A 16,427-nucleotide genomic window follows, 5' to 3' on the forward strand; every position below is an offset into this window, starting at 1 on the left:
TGGACGAGCAGCTTACTTCTTCAGCTGGTCGCGCAACGCGGCGAGCTTGGCGAAGGGCGAGTCCGGGTCGAAGCGGACGGGGCGTTCCTCACGCGGCTTTGGCTGGAAGGCGGGTTTTGCGCCTTGGGCGCCGCCTTTGCCGTCCTGCCGGCCAGCCTTCCAGTCGGGCCGGTTTTCGCGCCGGTCCGGGCGTTCACCTTGCGGCTTGCCGGCGCGCTGCTCTGCCGCCTCGCCTTGCGGCCTGGGCTGGAACTTGCTGCGATCGAAGCGCGGCTTGCCGGCGCCGTCGCGCTGGTCGTGGCGCCCCTGACGGGCGGGCCGGTCGCCCGGCGTCGGTTGCCCGCCGGCATCTACCGGCGCATCGCTGCGGCTGTCCAGCGCAGCTTGACCACTGCGCGCGCGATGGTCCCGATGATTGTCCCGGGGGCGGTTGTCATGCTGGCGATGACGCGGGCGCTGGTCGAAACGACCCTGCCGCCATAACAGGACAGGTTTTGGCTCCTCGGCTTCTGGAGCAGCTTCGCCGGAGACGGCTTCCGTCGTTGCTGCAGGTTCGGCCGGCGATGCTTCCGTAGTGTCGGAAACCGGCGGTTCTGCCGGTGCCGCAGCCTCAGTTTCCGCCCCAGGTTCCGCCCTTGGCTCGGCCGTTGGTTCCGCAGGCGCTTCAGCAGTTGCCTCCGCGGCGGGCCGGGTCTCTTGCGTGACTTCTGCCTCAGCTTCAGGGGCTGGAGCTTCCGCGACAGGCTCTGCCGTCGCTTCGGTCACAGCTTCGGCCGCCGCCTCCGCAACAGGAGCCGCATCCGACACAGGTTCCGAAGCCTCCGCCGGCGGCTCTGCCGCGGCAGATGCTTCCGCCATCCTCGCCTGCTCGACGCGCGCAGTCTCTTCCGCCGCCTGCTTTGCAGCGGCAGCTTCACGCGCGGCATTGTCCTGTGCTTCGAGCCGCGCCTTGACCTCGGCCGCCGGTTTGGCATCGGCGCGATAGCCGAGTCCCTTCAGGATTTCTTCCATGTCGTCGGCGGTGGCGCCGAGAATCGACATCATCGGCGGCGTCACCATGAAGGACTGGCCGTCATAGGCGCCGTCGGGGCGAGGGCCGAGGCCCGGCTTCCAGTTGGTCGCCGGCCGGATCAGGTCGGCCAGCCGTTCGAGAATATCGACGCGTACAGCACGCCGGCCAAGATTGCGGTAGCCGGCAAGCTTGTAGAAGGTCTTGTCGAAGGTCGGATCGATGACCACCGAGGTGCGGCCGGAGGCCAGTGCGTGAACGACATCGCCGAAGCCGGGCTTGTCCTTGCCGTCGTTTCTCAGCGCCCACAGCAGCGTTATCAGCCCGGCCGGCGCCGGTTTGATCAGCGCCGGCACGAAGACATGGTAGGCGCCGAAGCGCACTCCGAGACGGCGAAGCGCCGCGCGGCCTTCCTGGTCGAGCGACTTCATCTCGTCGGCGATGTCGCGACGGTTGATGAGGCCGAAATGCTCGACAAGCTGGAAAGCGATGCCGCGGCCGATGCCGGTGATCTGCTCGGCATTCTTGAGATCGACCAGCGGCTTCAGCAGGGATTCGATCTGGAAGTTGACGAAGCGCTCGGCGCGCGCCGCAACCTTGTCGCGGGCCGGGCCGGTGAGTTGCTCGTCGGCCAGCAGAACCAGACGCGGCTTCAAAGCGTCTTCGCCGGCGACCAGCGTGCCGATCGGCGCGCCGATCCAGCGCAGCGTGCCATCCGAACCCAGCGCGATGTCGCCATTGGCCGAGGCGCCGAAGCGCTCGGCCCGCGCCTCGAACTCGGCGGCAAGCGCCTTCTGCGCCGCCGCCCGCACCGCCTTGGCGTCTTCGCCGCCGGCGCTCTGGTCGGCGGTGAAGCGGAAACCTTGCAACTCGCCGACGTGATGGCCTTCGACGAGGACGGTTCCGGTTGGGCTGATTTCGGCTTCAGGCATCGTGTTTTCTCTAAGGCGCCGCATGAGGACGGAAGTCCTGCGGTCTACAAAACGTTTCGTCAACCGCTCATGCAGCGCATCCGACAATCTGTCTTCGATTTCGCGCGTCTTTTCCTGCCAGTGTGCCCGATCGGCCAGCCAGCCGGGCCGGTTGGAAACGAAGGTCCATGTGCGGATCTGGGCAATCCTGTGCGACAGCGTGTCGATGTCGCCTTCGGTTGTGTCGGCACGGCGCACCTGCTCGGCCATGTAGTTCTCGTCGACATGGCCATGCCTGGCAAGGTCCATGTAGATGGAGGCGATCAAGTCGGCGTGCTGGGCCGGCGCGATCTTCCTGTAGTCGGGCAGCGCGCAGGCTTCCCACAGCAGCGCCACGCGCCTGGCATCGGTGGTGAGTGCCCGGACGTCCTCGTCGCGCGACAGATGCTCGAGCGCCTGTGCGTCTACTGCCGGCAGCGCGCGCGTCAGGCCTTCGACCGGGGCGTTGGTCTCGATCGAGCGCTTCAGCGCATCGAGGCTGGCGAAATCGAAATGCGCGGTACGCCACTGCAGCACTTTCACCGGATCGAAATCATGCGCCTCGATCTTGTTGACCAGTTCATCATCCAGCGGATCGACCTGGCCGGTGACGCCGAAGGTGCCATCGCGCAGATGCCGGCCGGCGCGGCCGGCAATCTGGCCGAGCTCGGCCGCCGTCAGGTTGCGGTACTGGTAGCCGTCGAATTTGCGATTCTGGGCGAAGGCGACGTGGTCGAGGTCGAGGTTGAGGCCCATGCCGATGGCGTCGGTGGCGACGAGGTAGTCGACGTCGCCCGACTGGAACAGCGCTACCTGGGCGTTGCGGGTGCGCGGGCTGAGTGCGCCGAGCACGACGGCGGCACCGCCCTGCTGGCGGCGGATCAGCTCGGCGATGGCATAGACCTCGTCGGCCGAGAAGGCGACGATCGCGGTGCGCCGCGGCAGGCGGGTCAGCTTCTTCGAGCCGGCATAGGCAAGATGCGACAGGCGTGGCCGGGTCACCACCGACACGCCCCGCAGCAGGCGCTGCAGGATGCCGTGCATGGTGGCCGCGCCCAGCAGCAGCGTCTCCTGCCGGCCGCGCAGATGTAGGATGCGATCGGTAAAGATGTGTCCGCGTTCGAGATCGCCGGCGAGCTGGACCTCGTCGATGGCAACGAAGGCGGCGTCGGTCTCGCGCGGCATCGCTTCCACGGTGCAGACCGAGTATTTCGCCCCCGCCGGCTGGATCTTTTCCTCGCCGGTGATGAGCGCCACCTTATGGGCGCCGACCTTCTCGCAGACGCGCGTATAGACCTCGCGGGCAAGCAGCCTGAGCGGCAGGCCGATGACGCCGCTTTCGTGCGCCACCATGCGTTCGATGGCGAGATGGGTCTTGCCGGTGTTGGTCGGGCCGAGCACGGCCGTCACGTCTCGACCCGACAGGATCAGCGGTTCAGTGTGTTTCGGATGGATGTTCATCGGCCTGGAAATAAGGCTCTCTGCCTCGCATTGTCGGGAGCGCGCCCATATTGGCCGCGTATGACAGGCGACACATAGGGATTTCGGGCGCGAAGCGAAAGCGGAATATGCCGAGGGCAGGCCGATTGGTTGGTTCGAAGCCAGAAAATCTGTTCCCAATTAACAGTTGGAACGAGTCTGGAACGAATCAGCGACGAATCACTGACTCGCGCTGATTCAGGGTTTGTTCACGGCTACATCTGGGTTTTCTGTCGGCGTACCTCACCACATGCTGAATCACGGAAACTGGCCCGATTTATGCAAGCGGCATCCAAGCGAGCACTGCGGTTAACCTTTGCCGGTGAATGGTCGTGGCCGGCCAACCTGCTTCGCACAACATTATGAAATTATTGATGTTTCCTAATGCGCTTTAATCAATTCGCGGGTGTTTTCAGCTCTCGCCGTTAACGTTCCGCTCAAAGCCGGAACGAATCGGCGACGAATCAGCGATAGCCGAAGTTTCTTGGTTTGTTCACCGCAACATGTTGTGTCGTGAACAGCTTTTCCACCGAAAACCCACAGACTGCCGGACGGCTTTTGCACAAGCTGCGAGTTTGCCGTTAACCTTTGCGTGCCGGATTGGGGCAGCGTGCTGCATCGAGATCTTGCAACGGGAAGACCGCTATAGAAACGGGCCGTTTTGCAGGCCCGTTCGTCCAAGCGCGTATCTGTCTCAACGTAAAGACAAACGATCAGGCGATGTACTGGCCGCCATTGGCTGATATGGTCGAGCCGGTGATGAAACCGGCATCGTCGGAAGCGAGGAAGACGACGCAGCGCGCGATCTCCTCCGGCTCGCCGAGACGGCCGACCGGGATGTGCGGGATGACCCGCTCGTTGAGGACCTTCTCGTCCATTGCCTTGACCATCTCGGTGGCGATGTAGCCGGGGCAAATGACGTTGACGGTGATGCCGGCGCGCGCGCCTTCCTGGGCCAGTGCCTTGGTGAAGCCGATATCGCCGGCCTTCGAGGCCGAATAATTGACCTGGCCGACCTGGCCTTTCTGGCCGTTGATCGAGGAGATGGTGATGATGCGACCGAACTTGCGGTCGCGCATGCCGCCCCACAATGGATGCGTCATGTTGAAGACGCCGGAAAGGTTGGTGTCGAGGACCTCTTTCCATTGCTCGCGCGTCATCTTGTGGAACATCGCGTCGCGAGTGATGCCGGCATTGTTGACCAGCACCGAGACGGGACCGAGATCGGCCTCTATCTGTTTGATGCCGGCGGCGCAGGCCTCGTAGTCGGCGACGGACCATTTATAGACCGGGATGCCGGTCGCGGCCTTGAACTTTGCCGCCGCTTCTTCATTGCCGGCGTAGTTTGCGGCGACCGAATAGCCGGCGCTTTTCAAGGCGACCGATATCGCCGCGCCGATGCCGCGCGACCCGCCTGTGACGATTGCAACCTTTGTCATATGTCCTCCCGGGAAATGCAGAACTGAGCGTTGAAGCGGTGGGGTTTGCCCTCTATTCCCTACTCGCTTTGCGCCAGCATCCTATTCGTATCGCTTATCTCATCACAATGCTTCCACGCACATGGCAACACCCATGCCGCCGCCGATGCACAGCGTGGCAAGGCCTTTCTTGGCACTTCTGCGGCGCATCTCGTAGACCAGCGTGTTGAAGATGCGGGCGCCCGAGGCGCCGACCGGATGGCCGATGGCGATGGCGCCGCCATTGACGTTGACGATGGCCGGATCCCAGCCCATGTCCTTGTTGACGGCGCAGGCCTGCGCGGCAAAGGCCTCGTTGGCTTCGACCAGATCGAGGTCGCCAACCGACCAGCCGGCCTTGGCCAGCGCCTTGCGCGAGGAGGGGATCGGTCCCGTCCCCATGATCTGCGGGTCGACACCGGCGGTCGCCCAGGAAACGATACGCACCAGCGGTGTGATGCCGCGCCTTGCGGCTTCCGCTTCGGTCATCAGCACCACGGCGGCGGCGCCGTCGTTGATGCCGGAAGCATTGGCAGCCGTCACCGTGCCTTCCTTGTCGAAGGCGGGCTTGAGCTTGGTCATGGCATCGATTGTCGCGCCGTGGCGGATGTATTCATCCTGGTCGACTACGGTGTCGCCCTTCCTGCCCTTGACTGTAAAGGCAACGATCTCGTCCTTGAATTTCCCGGCTTTCTGCGCGGCCTCGGCCTTGTTCTGGGAAGCCAGTGCGAACTGGTCCTGGTCGTCGCGGGTGATCTGAAACTGGCGGGCGACGTTCTCAGCGGTGTTGCCCATATGATAGCCGTAGAAGGCATCGGTCAGGCCGTCCTTGATCATGGTGTCGATCAGCTTGAAGTCGCCCATCTTGACGCCACCGCGCAGATGTTGCGCATGCGGAGCCATCGACATCGATTCCTGGCCGCCGGCAACGATGATTTTTGCATCGCCCTGGGCGATCTGCTGCATGCCGAGCGCGATAGCGCGCAAGCCCGAGCCGCAGAGCTGGTTCAGGCCCCAGGAGGTCGCCTCCTGCGGTACGCCGGCAGCCATTGCCGCCTGCCGCGCCGGGTTCTGCCCTTGAGCCGCGGTCAGAATCTGGCCGAGAATGACCTCGTCCACCTCCTTGCCGTCGACGCCGGCACGGACCAGCGCTTCCCTGACGGCGACGGCACCCAATTCATGGGCTGGGGTGTTGGCGAAGGCGCCGTTGAAGGAGCCGACGGGCGTGCGCGCTGCACTGGCGACAACGATGGCGTTGGAAGCGGACATGTTCTTCTCCAGGCTTTCGGGGAATGATTTCGGGTGCCGTCGGGGACTTTTCTTGCCCTTTCCACAACCCGAGTCAAACCCGAAATGGGCATGGCGTCCCACTCCCGCAAGTATGCCGCCCGTCGCTGCAACGGCGGCCCGTCCGTGCTGCGCAGCATAAAATGTTCCCGCACTGCACAAACTGCTTGGATTCATGACGCTTTTGCGCATATCCTTTAAAAAGGCGCAATCGTTACCGGCGGCTTACTTAAGCTGCCCGGTGTCCGGGGAGGATGCAGATGGCCGCAAAAGACGAACCTATTGTTATCAAGAAATATGCCAATCGCCGTCTCTACAATACGGGCACCAGCACCTATGTGACGCTCGAGGATCTCGCTGAAATGGTCAAAAGAGGCGAGGACTTTACTGTCCAGGACGCCAAGACCGGTGACGACATCACGCATCCGGTACTGACCCAGATCATCTTCGAGCTGGAGAACAAGGACGGGCAGAACATGCTGCCGATCCCGTTCCTGCGTCAGCTCATCGCCTATTACGGCGACCAGATGCAGATGATCGTGCCGAGCTTTCTCGAACAGTCGATGCTGGCCTTCTCGAAGGAGCAGGAGCGCTTTCGCGAGCAGATGAAAGATGCGCTCGGCAAGTCGCCGATGGACATGATGAAGATCGCTACGCCGATCAAGGTGCTGGAGGAGCAGACGCGGCGCAACATGGAAATGTTCCAGAACGCCATGCGGCTGTTCACGCCGTTCCCGCCCGCGGGCTCGGCGCCGGCAGCAGCGCCGGCCGAACCGGCCAGGAAGGAAACGCCGGAAAAATCCGACGACCTTCAGGAGCTGAAGGAGCAGATCGCCGCGATGCAGCGCAAGCTCGACACGATGTCCTGACTGCCGGCTGGCGAAGTGCAGCGTCGGACCTTCCTTCAGGTGCTGCTGAGACTTCGCAAGCAGCGCGGCTAGACTAGAGCTGCTCCGGCAGCGGTCCCTGGTAGCGGGCGCGTGGCCGGATCAGGCCGTTGCTCGTCACCTGCTCCACGGCATGCGCGGCCCAGCCGACGCTGCGGCCGAGCGCGAACAGGCGGAACGGCGCATCGGACGGCAAACGGAGACCGCGCGTCAGCGCGGCCAAAGCGAAATCGACGTTCGGGCGCATGCCCGTTGCCGCAAAGGCCGCATCGCAAAGCCGTAACAGCCCATCATCGACATCTATCGCGGCCAGCAACGGTTCCGCACGCGGATCGCCGTCGGGATAAAGCGGATGGCCAAATCCGGGCAGCGGCCTGTCGTGACCGAGCCAGCGTCCGACAGCCGCGTCCGGCCCCAATCTCTGCGCATCTTCCGCCAGCATCATGACCGCCTCCGCGGCGCCGCCATGACGCGGCCCGGAGAGCGTGGCGAGGCCGGCAAGCAGGCAGGCCGAAACAGGTGCGCCGGTGGACGCGGCGACCCGTGCGGCGAAGGTCGATGCGTTCAATTCGTGATCGGCCAACAGTACCAGTGAGCGGCGGATCAAGTCTGCGCCGGCCGCATCGAGCGACCATCCCCGCGCCAGCCTTTCGTGCACGGCACCAGTTCCGGGAATCGCGCCGAGCGCCTGGGCCAAAGCGGCGATGGCGCCGGCCGCATCGTGGTTGAGCGAAGCCGATCTTCGGCCGAGCGAAGGCCGGCCGTTGGCCGCCAACGCGGCCAATTCCGCGAAGGCAGCCGGCCGGCCAGTTGCGCCGTTGCCATGGCGGCTCGCCGAGACGAACGACACCGGTGCGTCAGATGCCCAAAGCAGGTTTGCCGTCTGCTCCAGCGTGGCAGCCTCGCAGAGAGCAACCGCATCCTGGCCGCGATAGACAAGGCGGCCATGCAAAACGGTCGAGATCGTGGTGGCGATCGCCGGCTCACCCCAGGCAATTGCACTTTCGGCGATTGCCTGCGGATTTCGGCCACGAGCCCGGCGGCTCGCCAGCGCCGCGATGTCGTCGGCGCGATACTGGCTGCGGCGTGGATCCGCCCGGTCCGGCCGCACGCCGATGCGCCCGCGGCTGACATAGGCATAGAGGGTCTGGGCTCGCACCTTGAGACGCTTCAGGGCTTCGTCCCGCGTCAGCCACTCCGTCATGTCAGCCTTGTCATGTTGATTCCATTGATCAAGATTGATGGTCCAGTCACCAACCCTTATCTACCACCCGGAAAGGGTCAAGGAGAAAACCGATGGCGAATGGGCTCGATGATGTTGTGGCGGCGGAAACGGTGCTCTCCGATGTCGACGGTCTTGGTGGCCGCCTGACCATCCGGGGCCATTCGTTGCCCGAACTGGCAGGTCGCTGGAAATACGCCGAGGTGGTTCATCTGCTGTTCGACGGCTTTTTCGACGATCTTCCCGACGGCAGGGCGCTGGCGAACGCGATCGGTCGGGCGCGCAGCGAAGTGTTCGAGCAGATCAAACCCTTGCTGCCGTTTCTCACATCCGTCGATATCTACAGCGCGATGCGCGCCGGTATTGCCCTGCTGCCGGATGGTGACAAATTGTCGGACGCGCTGCGGCTGGTTGCAGCACCTGCCGTGCTGACGCCGGCCTTGCTGCGCTTGCAGCGCGGCGAAAGCCCGATTGCGCCCGATAGCAAGGCCGATCATGCCGCCGACATGCTGCGGATGCTGACCGGCATTGCGGCCTCGCCGAAGTTGGCGAAGGCACTCGATGCCTATCTCGTGACGGTTTGCGACCATGGCCTCAACGCATCGACCTTCGCCACGCGCGTGGTCGCTTCGACGCAGGCCGGGCTTACTTCGGCGGTGCTGGCCGGGCTCGGAGCGCTCAAGGGGCCGCTGCATGGCGGCGCCCCAGGTCCGGTGATCGAGATGCTGGATGCGATCGAGGCGCATGGCGACGCCGCCGGCTGGCTGCGTGACGAGATCGGGCGCGGCCGCCGCATCATGGGCTTCGGGCATCGCATCTACCGCGTGCGCGATCCGCGTGCCGACGTGCTGAAAGCGGTGGTGCGGCAACTCGGCGCCAAGGGCGTAGCCGCCCACCGGCTGGGGTTTGCCGAAAGCGTCGAGCAAGCGGCGCTCGAAGTGCTTCGCATCGCCAAGCCGTCGCGCTCGCTCCAGACCAATGTCGAGTTCTTCACAGCACTTCTGCTGGAAGCGGCGGGCTTTCCGAAAGAGGCGTTCACCAATGTCTTTGCTGCCGGGCGCGTCGCCGGCTGGATTGCCCATGCGCGCGAGCAGCAGACGAGCGGACGGCTGATCCGGCCGCAGTCGCGCTATATCGGGCCGGTCCCAGACCTCGTCGCCTGAGGATTTTTCCCTCGCATACTTGCGGAAACCGGTCGCAATAGCCGGTGCCGGACACCTCTCTCGTCGAGATAAGAGAGGTCCTCATGACAAAAATTTCATGTCATTGCTCCACACATCCGCTGTTCTTGGATGGCAGAGAACCTATATGCTGCAGTGCAACATGGTTCCGCGGGAACCCACTTCAAAGGAATAGCCAGCCTTGACTACCAGAAAAACCGCCATAGTCACGGGTTCTACCTCGGGCATCGGCCTGGCTATTGCCCACGCGCTCGCGGCCGAAGGCTGCAACCTCGTCGTCAATTCCTTTTCCGATACCGCAGACGACCACGCCATCGCAGACGCGATCGCGAAGCACCACAAGGTGAAGACCGCCTATGTCAAAGCCGACATGTCAAAGGCGGCCGAGTGCCGGGCTTTGGTGGCGAAGGCAGCCGAGGCATTCGGCTCGGTCGACATCCTGATCAACAATGCCGGCATCCAGCATGTCGCGCCGGTGGAAAGCTTCCCGATCGAGAAGTGGGATGCGATCATCGCCATCAACCTGTCATCGGCCTTCCACACCATCGCCGCCGCCATCCCGTTGATGAAACAGGCCGGTGGCGGCCGGATCGTCAACGTCGCCTCGGCCCACGGCCTTGTCGCCTCGCCGTTCAAGTCGGCCTATGTCTCGGCCAAGCATGGCATTATGGGCTTGACTAAGACTGTCGCTCTGGAGCTGGCGCGCGACAAGATCACCTGCAATGCCATTTGTCCGGGCTATGTGCTGACGCCGCTGGTCGAGGCGCAGATCCCCGATCAGATGAAGGCCAACAAGATGGACCGCGAGACGGTGGTCCGCGAGGTCATGCTCGAAAAGCAGCCGACCAAGGAGTTCGTTACCGTCGAGCAGGTTGCGGCGGCGGCAGTGTTCCTATGCTCGGATGCGGCGGCGCAGATCAACGGCACGCACATCTCTGTCGATGGCGGCTGGACCGCTCAGTGAGCCATCCAGCGGTCAAGGGCCACGCCATGCCGAAGAACGGCAAGGTGGAAGAGCCAAAGAAGATCAACATCGCGCTGCAAGGCGGCGGCTCGCACGGGGCGTTTTCCTGGGGCGTGCTCGATCGGCTGCTGGAGGACGGGCGCCTCGATATAACGGCGGTTTCGGGCACCAGCGCCGGCGCCATGAATGCCGTGGCGCTGGCCGACGGCTTTGTCCGCGGCGGCGTCGAGGGTGCGCGGCGGAAGCTCGACGATTTCTGGCGTGCGGTGGCGGCAAAGGGCCGCTTCAGCCCGGTGCAGCGCATGCCTTGGGACGTCGCCTGGGGCAATTGGTCGATCGAGAACACACCCGGCTATTTCCTGTTCGATACGATGTCTCGGGTATTTTCGCCCTATGTCGCCAATCCGCTCGCCATCAATCCGCTTCGCGACGTGGTCGAACGTGAGATCGATTTCGACAATGTGCGCGCCTGCAAGTCGATTGAACTGTTCATATCCGCTACCAATGTCGAGACCGGCCAGTTGCGGGTCTTCTCGGACGGCGAGATCGACCTCGACACGGTGATGGCGTCGGCCTGTCTGCCGCAATTGTTCCGTGCCGTCGAGATCAAGGGCGTGCCCTATTGGGATGGCGGTTATGGCGGCAACCCGGCACTGTTCCCGTTTTTCAAGACGGCGGCCACCGAGGACGTGCTTTTGGTTCAGATCAATCCGGTTGTCCGCGAGGGGACGCCGAAGAGCGCCAATGAAATCCAGAATCGCATCGACGAGATCACCTTCAATGCCGGGCTGTTGCGCGAATTCCGCTCGATCGCCTTCGTCAAGGAATTGATCGCCGCCGGCCGACTGCCGCACGGCGAATATCGCGACATACGCATGCACCGCATCGATGCCGACGAAGCGTTCAAGGATTTGTCGGCATCGTCCAAGGTCAATGCTGAATGGGCGTTCCTTGCCTATCTGCGCGACCTCGGCCGCACCGCGGCCAGTGACTGGCTGGAAGAAAATTACGACGCCGTCGGCAAGCGGCCGACGATCGATCTGTCCGGCGAGCTCGATGACGGCCTGAAGCCGGTACGCGGGCCCGCACCGGGCCGCCGGGTCAAGGAGTTTCTTGCGGCGCGCAAGCAGCCCGAGGCCGCCCGCCGTCCGGCCTAGAACGGTTCATCGTTTCGGAAACGCCGAACCGCTCTATCTTTTTGTTTTTGTTTTGACGCAATTCCGGACGGAAACCGTTTCACACTTTTGCTGGAATTGCTCTCGCTCCTCCGCAAAGCAGATGACATCGCAATCTGTCCAATCATCCTGACACTTGCTGCCATACCGCTGTTTTGGCGATCAACAGCCGATGCTGCAGCCGCATCTTTGCGGACAAAGCAACAATCCATCAACTTTTCTGACTATATTGCGCCGCAACTTTGAGGTAGAAGCGCGCTTCGCCGATCACGGCAATTTGAATACGGCCTCGCGCGCACCCATATCGGCGACGCGCCCCAAGTAGAAGATGCGGCTTGGCCGAACCCCGCGCACTGGAAAAATAACGATGCCGAAATTCAGGTTTCACAAGCTTGCTGCCATTGTTGTGCTCATCGGTTTCGCCGGCTGGATGGCGACAGGCGAGTTCTCGTCCGTCGGCAGCGCGTCCGCCGACAACAAGCCCAAGGCAGGAGAGGTCGAGCAGCCCAAGACAGCCGACGCAGGCAAGCCCCAAACTGGCGAACAGGGGGCTGCCAAGCCGGGGACTGCCGAGGCGGAACAGCCCAAGGCGCCGTTACGCACGGTCGCGGTCATAACCCCGCCGCGGCGCACCTATGCACGCGCTATCCGCATTTCCGGACTGACCGAAGCCGACAAGCGCGCCGTCCTGGCGACACGCGTCGCCGGCGTTATCGACAAGCTGCCGGTCAAGCAGGGTCAGCACGTCAAGACCGGCGACCTGATCCTGATGCTTGCCGCCGAGGAAAAAATCTCGGCGGTCGACAATGCCAAGCAGCTTGTCGTGCAGCGGGAGGCAGAGCTGGCTGCTGCCCTGCGGCTGATGAAAACCGGCAATCTGCCCAAGTTGCAGCTCGATACAGCCCGCTCCAACCTGACGCTGGCCAAGTCGCAACTGGACGCAGCGCAAGCCGAACTCGACCGCAATGAGGTGAAGGCGCCCTTCGACGGCGTTATCGACCGGGTGCCGGTGGAGCTTGGCAGTTCCGTGATGCAGGGCGGCGAGGTGGCTACTATTCTCAGCCTCGACCCGGTGATTGCGCGCGGCGAGGTCAGCGAACGCGATCTCGGCTATCTGAAGATCGGTGACAAGGCGAATGTGCGTCTGGTCAGCGGCCAGAACGTCGAGGGCATCGTGCGCTACATCAGCCGGGATGCATCATCGGCAACCCGTACCTTCCGGGTCGAAGTCGCCATCCCGAATGCAGATGGTTCCGTACCGGCCGGCATGACGGCCGAAATCGCGCTCAGCGCCCAGCCGACCGACGCCGTCATGCTGCCGCGCTCGGTGGTGACGCTCGGCGACAAGGGCGACCTCGGCATCCGCGCCGTCGACAAGGACGACAAGGTCGTGTTCTTCCCGATCGACCTGGTCGACGACACGCCGACCGGCCTGGTGCTTGGCGGCATTCCGGCCGACGCCCGCATCATCGTCGCCGGCCAGGAGCTGGTGAAGGAAGGCGAAGTGGTCAAGCCGGTCGAAGCGGACCAGGCGACCATCCAAAAGCTGTTGGGCGAAGCGACGACCGGGACGCAGTAATCATGGACATCGTCAAACTTGCAATCAGCAATGCCCGGCTGACCATATCGGTCCTGGTCTTTCTCATCCTTGCCGGTGCGGTCGCTTACCAGTCGACGCCGAAGGAAGCGGAACCGGACGTTCCGATTCCGATGATGTATATCAGCCTGATCTACCAAGGCATCTCGCCGGAAGATTCCGAGCGCCTCTTGCTGCGGCCGATGGAAGCCAAGCTGAAGAGCCTGAAGGGCCTCAAGGAGATGCGCTCGGCCGCCTTCCAGGGCGGCGGCTATGTGCTGGTCGAATTCCAGCCACAGACGGATCTCGCCACCGCGCTGCAGGACACGCGCAGCAAGGTGCAGGACGGCAAGGCCGACCTGCCGCAAGCGGCCGAGGAGCCCGTGGTCTCAGAGGTCAACATCTCCGAGTTCCCCGTCCTGGTCGTGACGCTGTCGGGCGAGGTGCCCGAGCGCGTGCTGACGGCGGCGGCGCGCGAGTTGCGCGACCGCATCGAGGAAGTGCCTGGTGTGCTCGAGGGCTCGCTGCAGGGTGCGCGCGACGACCTCGTCGAAGTGGTCATCGATCCGATGAAGCTGTCTTCCTACGGGCTGCAGCTCGACCAGTTGATCGGTGCGGTCGGCGCTTCCAACAGTCTTGTCGCCGCCGGCAATATCGAAGGGTCCGAGGGCAAATACGCAGTCAAGGTGCCGTCGCTTATCGAGACGCCAGAGGATGTGGCGGCGCTTCCGGTCGTCGCCGGCCCCAATGCCGTGGTGCAGGCCAAGGATATCGCCACCATCCGCTCGACCTTCAAGGACGCCGAGACGGTTACCCGCCTCGACGGCAAGCCGGCGATTGCCATCGAGGTGAAGAAGCGCATCGGCTCCAACCTGATCGATACGATTGGCAAGGTCAGGGAGGTGTCCGACGCCTTCATCAAGACGATGCCGGAGGGCATGCACGTCACCTACACGCAAGACAAGTCCGTTTTCGTGAACCAGTTGCTCGGCGACCTGCAGAACCACGTGATGATCGCCGTCATCCTGGTGTTCATCGTTATCCTCTACGCGCTGTCCGGCCGTGCCTCGCTGCTGATCGGACTGGCCATCCCCTCATCCTTCCTGATCGGTATCCTGTTGCTGGCAATGATGGGCTACACGATCAACATGATCGTGCTGTTCAGCCTGATCCTGGCGGTCGGCATGCTGGTCGACGACGCCATTATCGTCACCGAATTCGCCGAGCGTCGCATGAGCGAGGGCATGCCGAAGCAAGAGGCGTTCGCGCTTGCCGCCAAGCGCATGGCCGGCCCGGTCATCGCGGCGACGATGACGCGCATTGCCGCCTTCTCGCCGCTGTTGTTCTGGCCGGGAATCATCGGCGACTTCATGAAATATATGCCGATCACGCTGATCGTGACGCTCTCGGCCTCGATGCTCTATGCGCTGGTCTTCGCACCGACGCTGGGCGCGATATTTGCCAAGGCGCCGGCCCATCACCCCGACGACAATCGCGACGGCTGGTACATGGCCGTGGTCAAGCAGGCGGTGCACTATCCCATCACCGTGCTTGTCCTTACTGTGGCGCTGTTGTTCGGCGTCGGCTACGCCTATTCGAAATTCGGCGCCGGCGTCGAATTCTTCCCGAATGTCGAGCCTGACTACGGCCTGCTCTATGTCCACGCCCGCGGCAATCTTTCGCTTGCCGAAATGGACGCGGCCACCAAGACGGCGGAAAATCGGCTGCTCGGTTGGCCGGGCGTGAAGTCCGTCTATACGCGTGTAGGCAAGACGCAGGGCGGCGGCCAGGACGTTCCGGAAGACGTGGTCGGCGTGATCCAGTACGAATTCGTCGACTGGCGCGAGCGCAAATCGGCGAACTCAATCCTGGACGAACTGCGCGGCGTGATGGCCGGCATTCCCGGTGTCGACGTCGAGGTTCGCGTGCCGGAAGCCGGCCCGCCCACCGGCAAGCCGATCCAGATCAGGCTTTCGGCCGTCGATCCGAAGGGCCTTGACGACAAGGCCCGCGCCGTCGCCGCGCGCATTGCCAAGGTGCCCGGCGTCATCGATATTTCCGATGGTCTGGCGCCGCCCGGGGTCGACTGGGCGCTCGAGGTCGATCGCGCCAAGGCGGCGCAGTACGGCATCAGTCCGACCGCGGTCGGGACGGTCGTGCAATTGGTGACCAACGGGCTGAAGCTCAGCGAGTACCGGCCCGCCGGCGCCGACGATGCGGTGGACATCAGGCTGCGCCTGCCCGAGGATCGGCGCACGCTGTCGACGCTCGACGAACTCAGGGTGCAGACCGCGCAAGGCTCGGTGCCGATCTCGAACTTCGTCGTGCGCAAGCCGGAGCCGACGGTCGGTATCCTCAACCGCATCGACGGTGCGCGAACGGTGGTCGTCCAGGCCAACGTCGCAGCCGGCGGCCAGGTGGCTGCCGTCCAGCAGGAGGTCACCAAAGCTGTCGCCGACATGAACCTCGGCAGCGGCATTCGCTGGAAGCTTGCCGGTTCGAATGAGGACAGTGCGGAGGCCGGGGCCTTCCTCAGCAAAGCCTTCGGTGCGGCGATCTTCCTGATCTTCATCGTGCTTCTGGCGCAGTTCAACAAGTTCACCAGCGTCTGGTTGGTGCTGTCCTGCGTGGTCATGGCGACGATCGGCGTGTTCCTCGGGCTGCTGCTGACGGGAGAGGCATTCGGCATCGTCATGTCGGGCATTGGTGTCATCGCGCTGGCCGGCGTGGTGGTGAACAACAACATCGTGCTGATCGACACCTATGACCGGTTGCGCGAAGAGGGCTGGGACAAATACGAAGCCGTTCTGCAGACCTGCCGCGAACGTGCCCGCCCGGTGGTGCTGACGGCAGTGTCGGCGATTCTTGGCGTGCTGCCGATCGCTTTCGGCCTCGGCCTCGAAATCTTCCACCACGAGACGACGATCAACGCGCCGTCGACGCAATGGTGGATTTCGCTGTCCTCGGCGATCGTCTTCGGGCTGTCCTTCGCCACCGTGCTGACGCTGGTGGTAACGCCGTCGATGCTGATGGTGTTCACGCGCGCCAAGGTCAAACCCGGTGCGCGCCGTGGCTGGTTCAGTCGCCTGTTGGGGCGTCGCAAGGCCGAGATCTCCTCGGAAGGCCTGGGGGCCGATCTGGGCGCCGAGCCGGCGATCGCCTTCCCGAAGGCCGCCGAATAGAGTCCGATTGCTGCCCTGATCAAGCAAAGGCCGCCCGGGAACAATGGGCGGCCTTCTG

10 protein-coding genes are annotated in these 16,427 nt (G+C 63.6%); 6 read left to right on the forward strand and 4 right to left on the reverse strand.

The annotated features are described in order from the left end of the window. Window positions 1–12: 12 nt before the first annotated feature. The 3 genes from NKH78_RS19075 to NKH78_RS19085 all read right to left on the reverse strand — a co-directional run bounded on the left by NKH78_RS19075 (window position 13) and on the right by NKH78_RS19085 (window position 6,164). Window positions 13–3,420, reverse strand: coding sequence for a helicase-related protein (locus tag NKH78_RS19075; RefSeq protein WP_352883504.1), 3,408 nt, complete (start codon window positions 3,418–3,420; stop codon window positions 13–15). A gap of 731 nt (window positions 3,421–4,151) precedes the next feature. After that, a complete protein-coding gene (gene phbB / locus NKH78_RS19080) occupies window positions 4,152–4,877 on the reverse strand; it encodes an acetoacetyl-CoA reductase (RefSeq protein WP_023678447.1) in 726 nt (241 codons plus the stop codon). 102 nt (window positions 4,878–4,979) lie between these two features. Beyond that, window positions 4,980–6,164 (reverse strand): acetyl-CoA C-acetyltransferase, encoded by a 1,185-nt coding sequence (locus NKH78_RS19085; protein ID WP_352452508.1) that lies wholly within the window; start codon window positions 6,162–6,164, stop codon window positions 4,980–4,982. 278 nt (window positions 6,165–6,442) lie between these two features. Between NKH78_RS19085 and phaR the strand changes: the two genes are divergently transcribed. Next, window positions 6,443–7,051 (forward strand): polyhydroxyalkanoate synthesis repressor PhaR, encoded by a 609-nt coding sequence (gene phaR / locus NKH78_RS19090; protein WP_352883507.1) that lies wholly within the window; start codon window positions 6,443–6,445, stop codon window positions 7,049–7,051. Between the two features lie 73 nt (window positions 7,052–7,124). Here the strand turns inward: phaR and NKH78_RS19095 are convergent, their stop codons facing one another. After that, window positions 7,125–8,273, reverse strand: a complete 1,149-nt coding sequence (locus NKH78_RS19095) for a citrate/2-methylcitrate synthase (protein WP_352452507.1) — start codon at window positions 8,271–8,273, stop codon at window positions 7,125–7,127. A gap of 92 nt (window positions 8,274–8,365) precedes the next feature. On the opposite strand from NKH78_RS19095, the gene NKH78_RS19100 reads away from it, so the two are divergent. From NKH78_RS19100 to NKH78_RS19120, 5 genes are all read left to right on the forward strand, one after another. Next, window positions 8,366–9,454, forward strand: a complete 1,089-nt coding sequence (locus tag NKH78_RS19100) for a citrate synthase/methylcitrate synthase (RefSeq protein ID WP_352883510.1) — start codon at window positions 8,366–8,368, stop codon at window positions 9,452–9,454. A gap of 199 nt (window positions 9,455–9,653) precedes the next feature. Next, window positions 9,654–10,436: a 3-hydroxybutyrate dehydrogenase gene (locus tag NKH78_RS19105; protein ID WP_352504979.1), complete on the forward strand. Its 783-nt coding sequence runs from the start codon at window positions 9,654–9,656 to the stop codon at window positions 10,434–10,436. 26 nt (window positions 10,437–10,462) lie between these two features. Beyond that, on the forward strand, window positions 10,463–11,593 hold the full coding sequence (locus NKH78_RS19110) for a patatin-like phospholipase family protein (protein ID WP_352476433.1): 1,131 nt from the start codon (window positions 10,463–10,465) through the stop codon (window positions 11,591–11,593). 385 nt (window positions 11,594–11,978) lie between these two features. Continuing rightward, a complete protein-coding gene (locus NKH78_RS19115; protein WP_352476139.1) occupies window positions 11,979–13,190 on the forward strand; it encodes an efflux RND transporter periplasmic adaptor subunit in 1,212 nt (403 codons plus the stop codon). Window positions 13,191–13,192: 2 nt separating this feature from the next. Continuing rightward, a complete protein-coding gene (locus tag NKH78_RS19120; protein ID WP_352504980.1) occupies window positions 13,193–16,369 on the forward strand; it encodes an efflux RND transporter permease subunit in 3,177 nt (1,058 codons plus the stop codon). Window positions 16,370–16,427: the final 58 nt, after the last annotated feature.

The organism is Mesorhizobium sp. M0910 (assembly GCF_040319465.1).
Lineage (GTDB): Bacteria > Pseudomonadota > Alphaproteobacteria > Rhizobiales > Rhizobiaceae > Mesorhizobium.

What these genes read in the sequence shown, in the direction of transcription:
- NKH78_RS19075 (WP_352883504.1), bottom strand. Translation starts at nt 3,420, where the DNA reads ATGAACATCCATCCGAAACACACTGAACCGCTGATCCTGTCGGGTCGA.
- phbB (WP_023678447.1), bottom strand. Translation starts at nt 4,877, where the DNA reads ATGACAAAGGTTGCAATCGTCACAGGCGGGTCGCGCGGCATCGGCGCG.
- NKH78_RS19085 (WP_352452508.1), bottom strand. Translation starts at nt 6,164, where the DNA reads ATGTCCGCTTCCAACGCCATCGTTGTCGCCAGTGCAGCGCGCACGCCC.
- phaR (WP_352883507.1), top strand. Translation starts at nt 6,443, where the DNA reads ATGGCCGCAAAAGACGAACCTATTGTTATCAAGAAATATGCCAATCGC.
- NKH78_RS19095 (WP_352452507.1), bottom strand. Translation starts at nt 8,273, where the DNA reads ATGACGGAGTGGCTGACGCGGGACGAAGCCCTGAAGCGTCTCAAGGTG.
- NKH78_RS19100 (WP_352883510.1), top strand. Translation starts at nt 8,366, where the DNA reads ATGGCGAATGGGCTCGATGATGTTGTGGCGGCGGAAACGGTGCTCTCC.
- NKH78_RS19110 (WP_352476433.1), top strand. Translation starts at nt 10,463, where the DNA reads ATGCCGAAGAACGGCAAGGTGGAAGAGCCAAAGAAGATCAACATCGCG.
- NKH78_RS19115 (WP_352476139.1), top strand. Translation starts at nt 11,979, where the DNA reads ATGCCGAAATTCAGGTTTCACAAGCTTGCTGCCATTGTTGTGCTCATC.
- NKH78_RS19120 (WP_352504980.1), top strand. Translation starts at nt 13,193, where the DNA reads ATGGACATCGTCAAACTTGCAATCAGCAATGCCCGGCTGACCATATCG.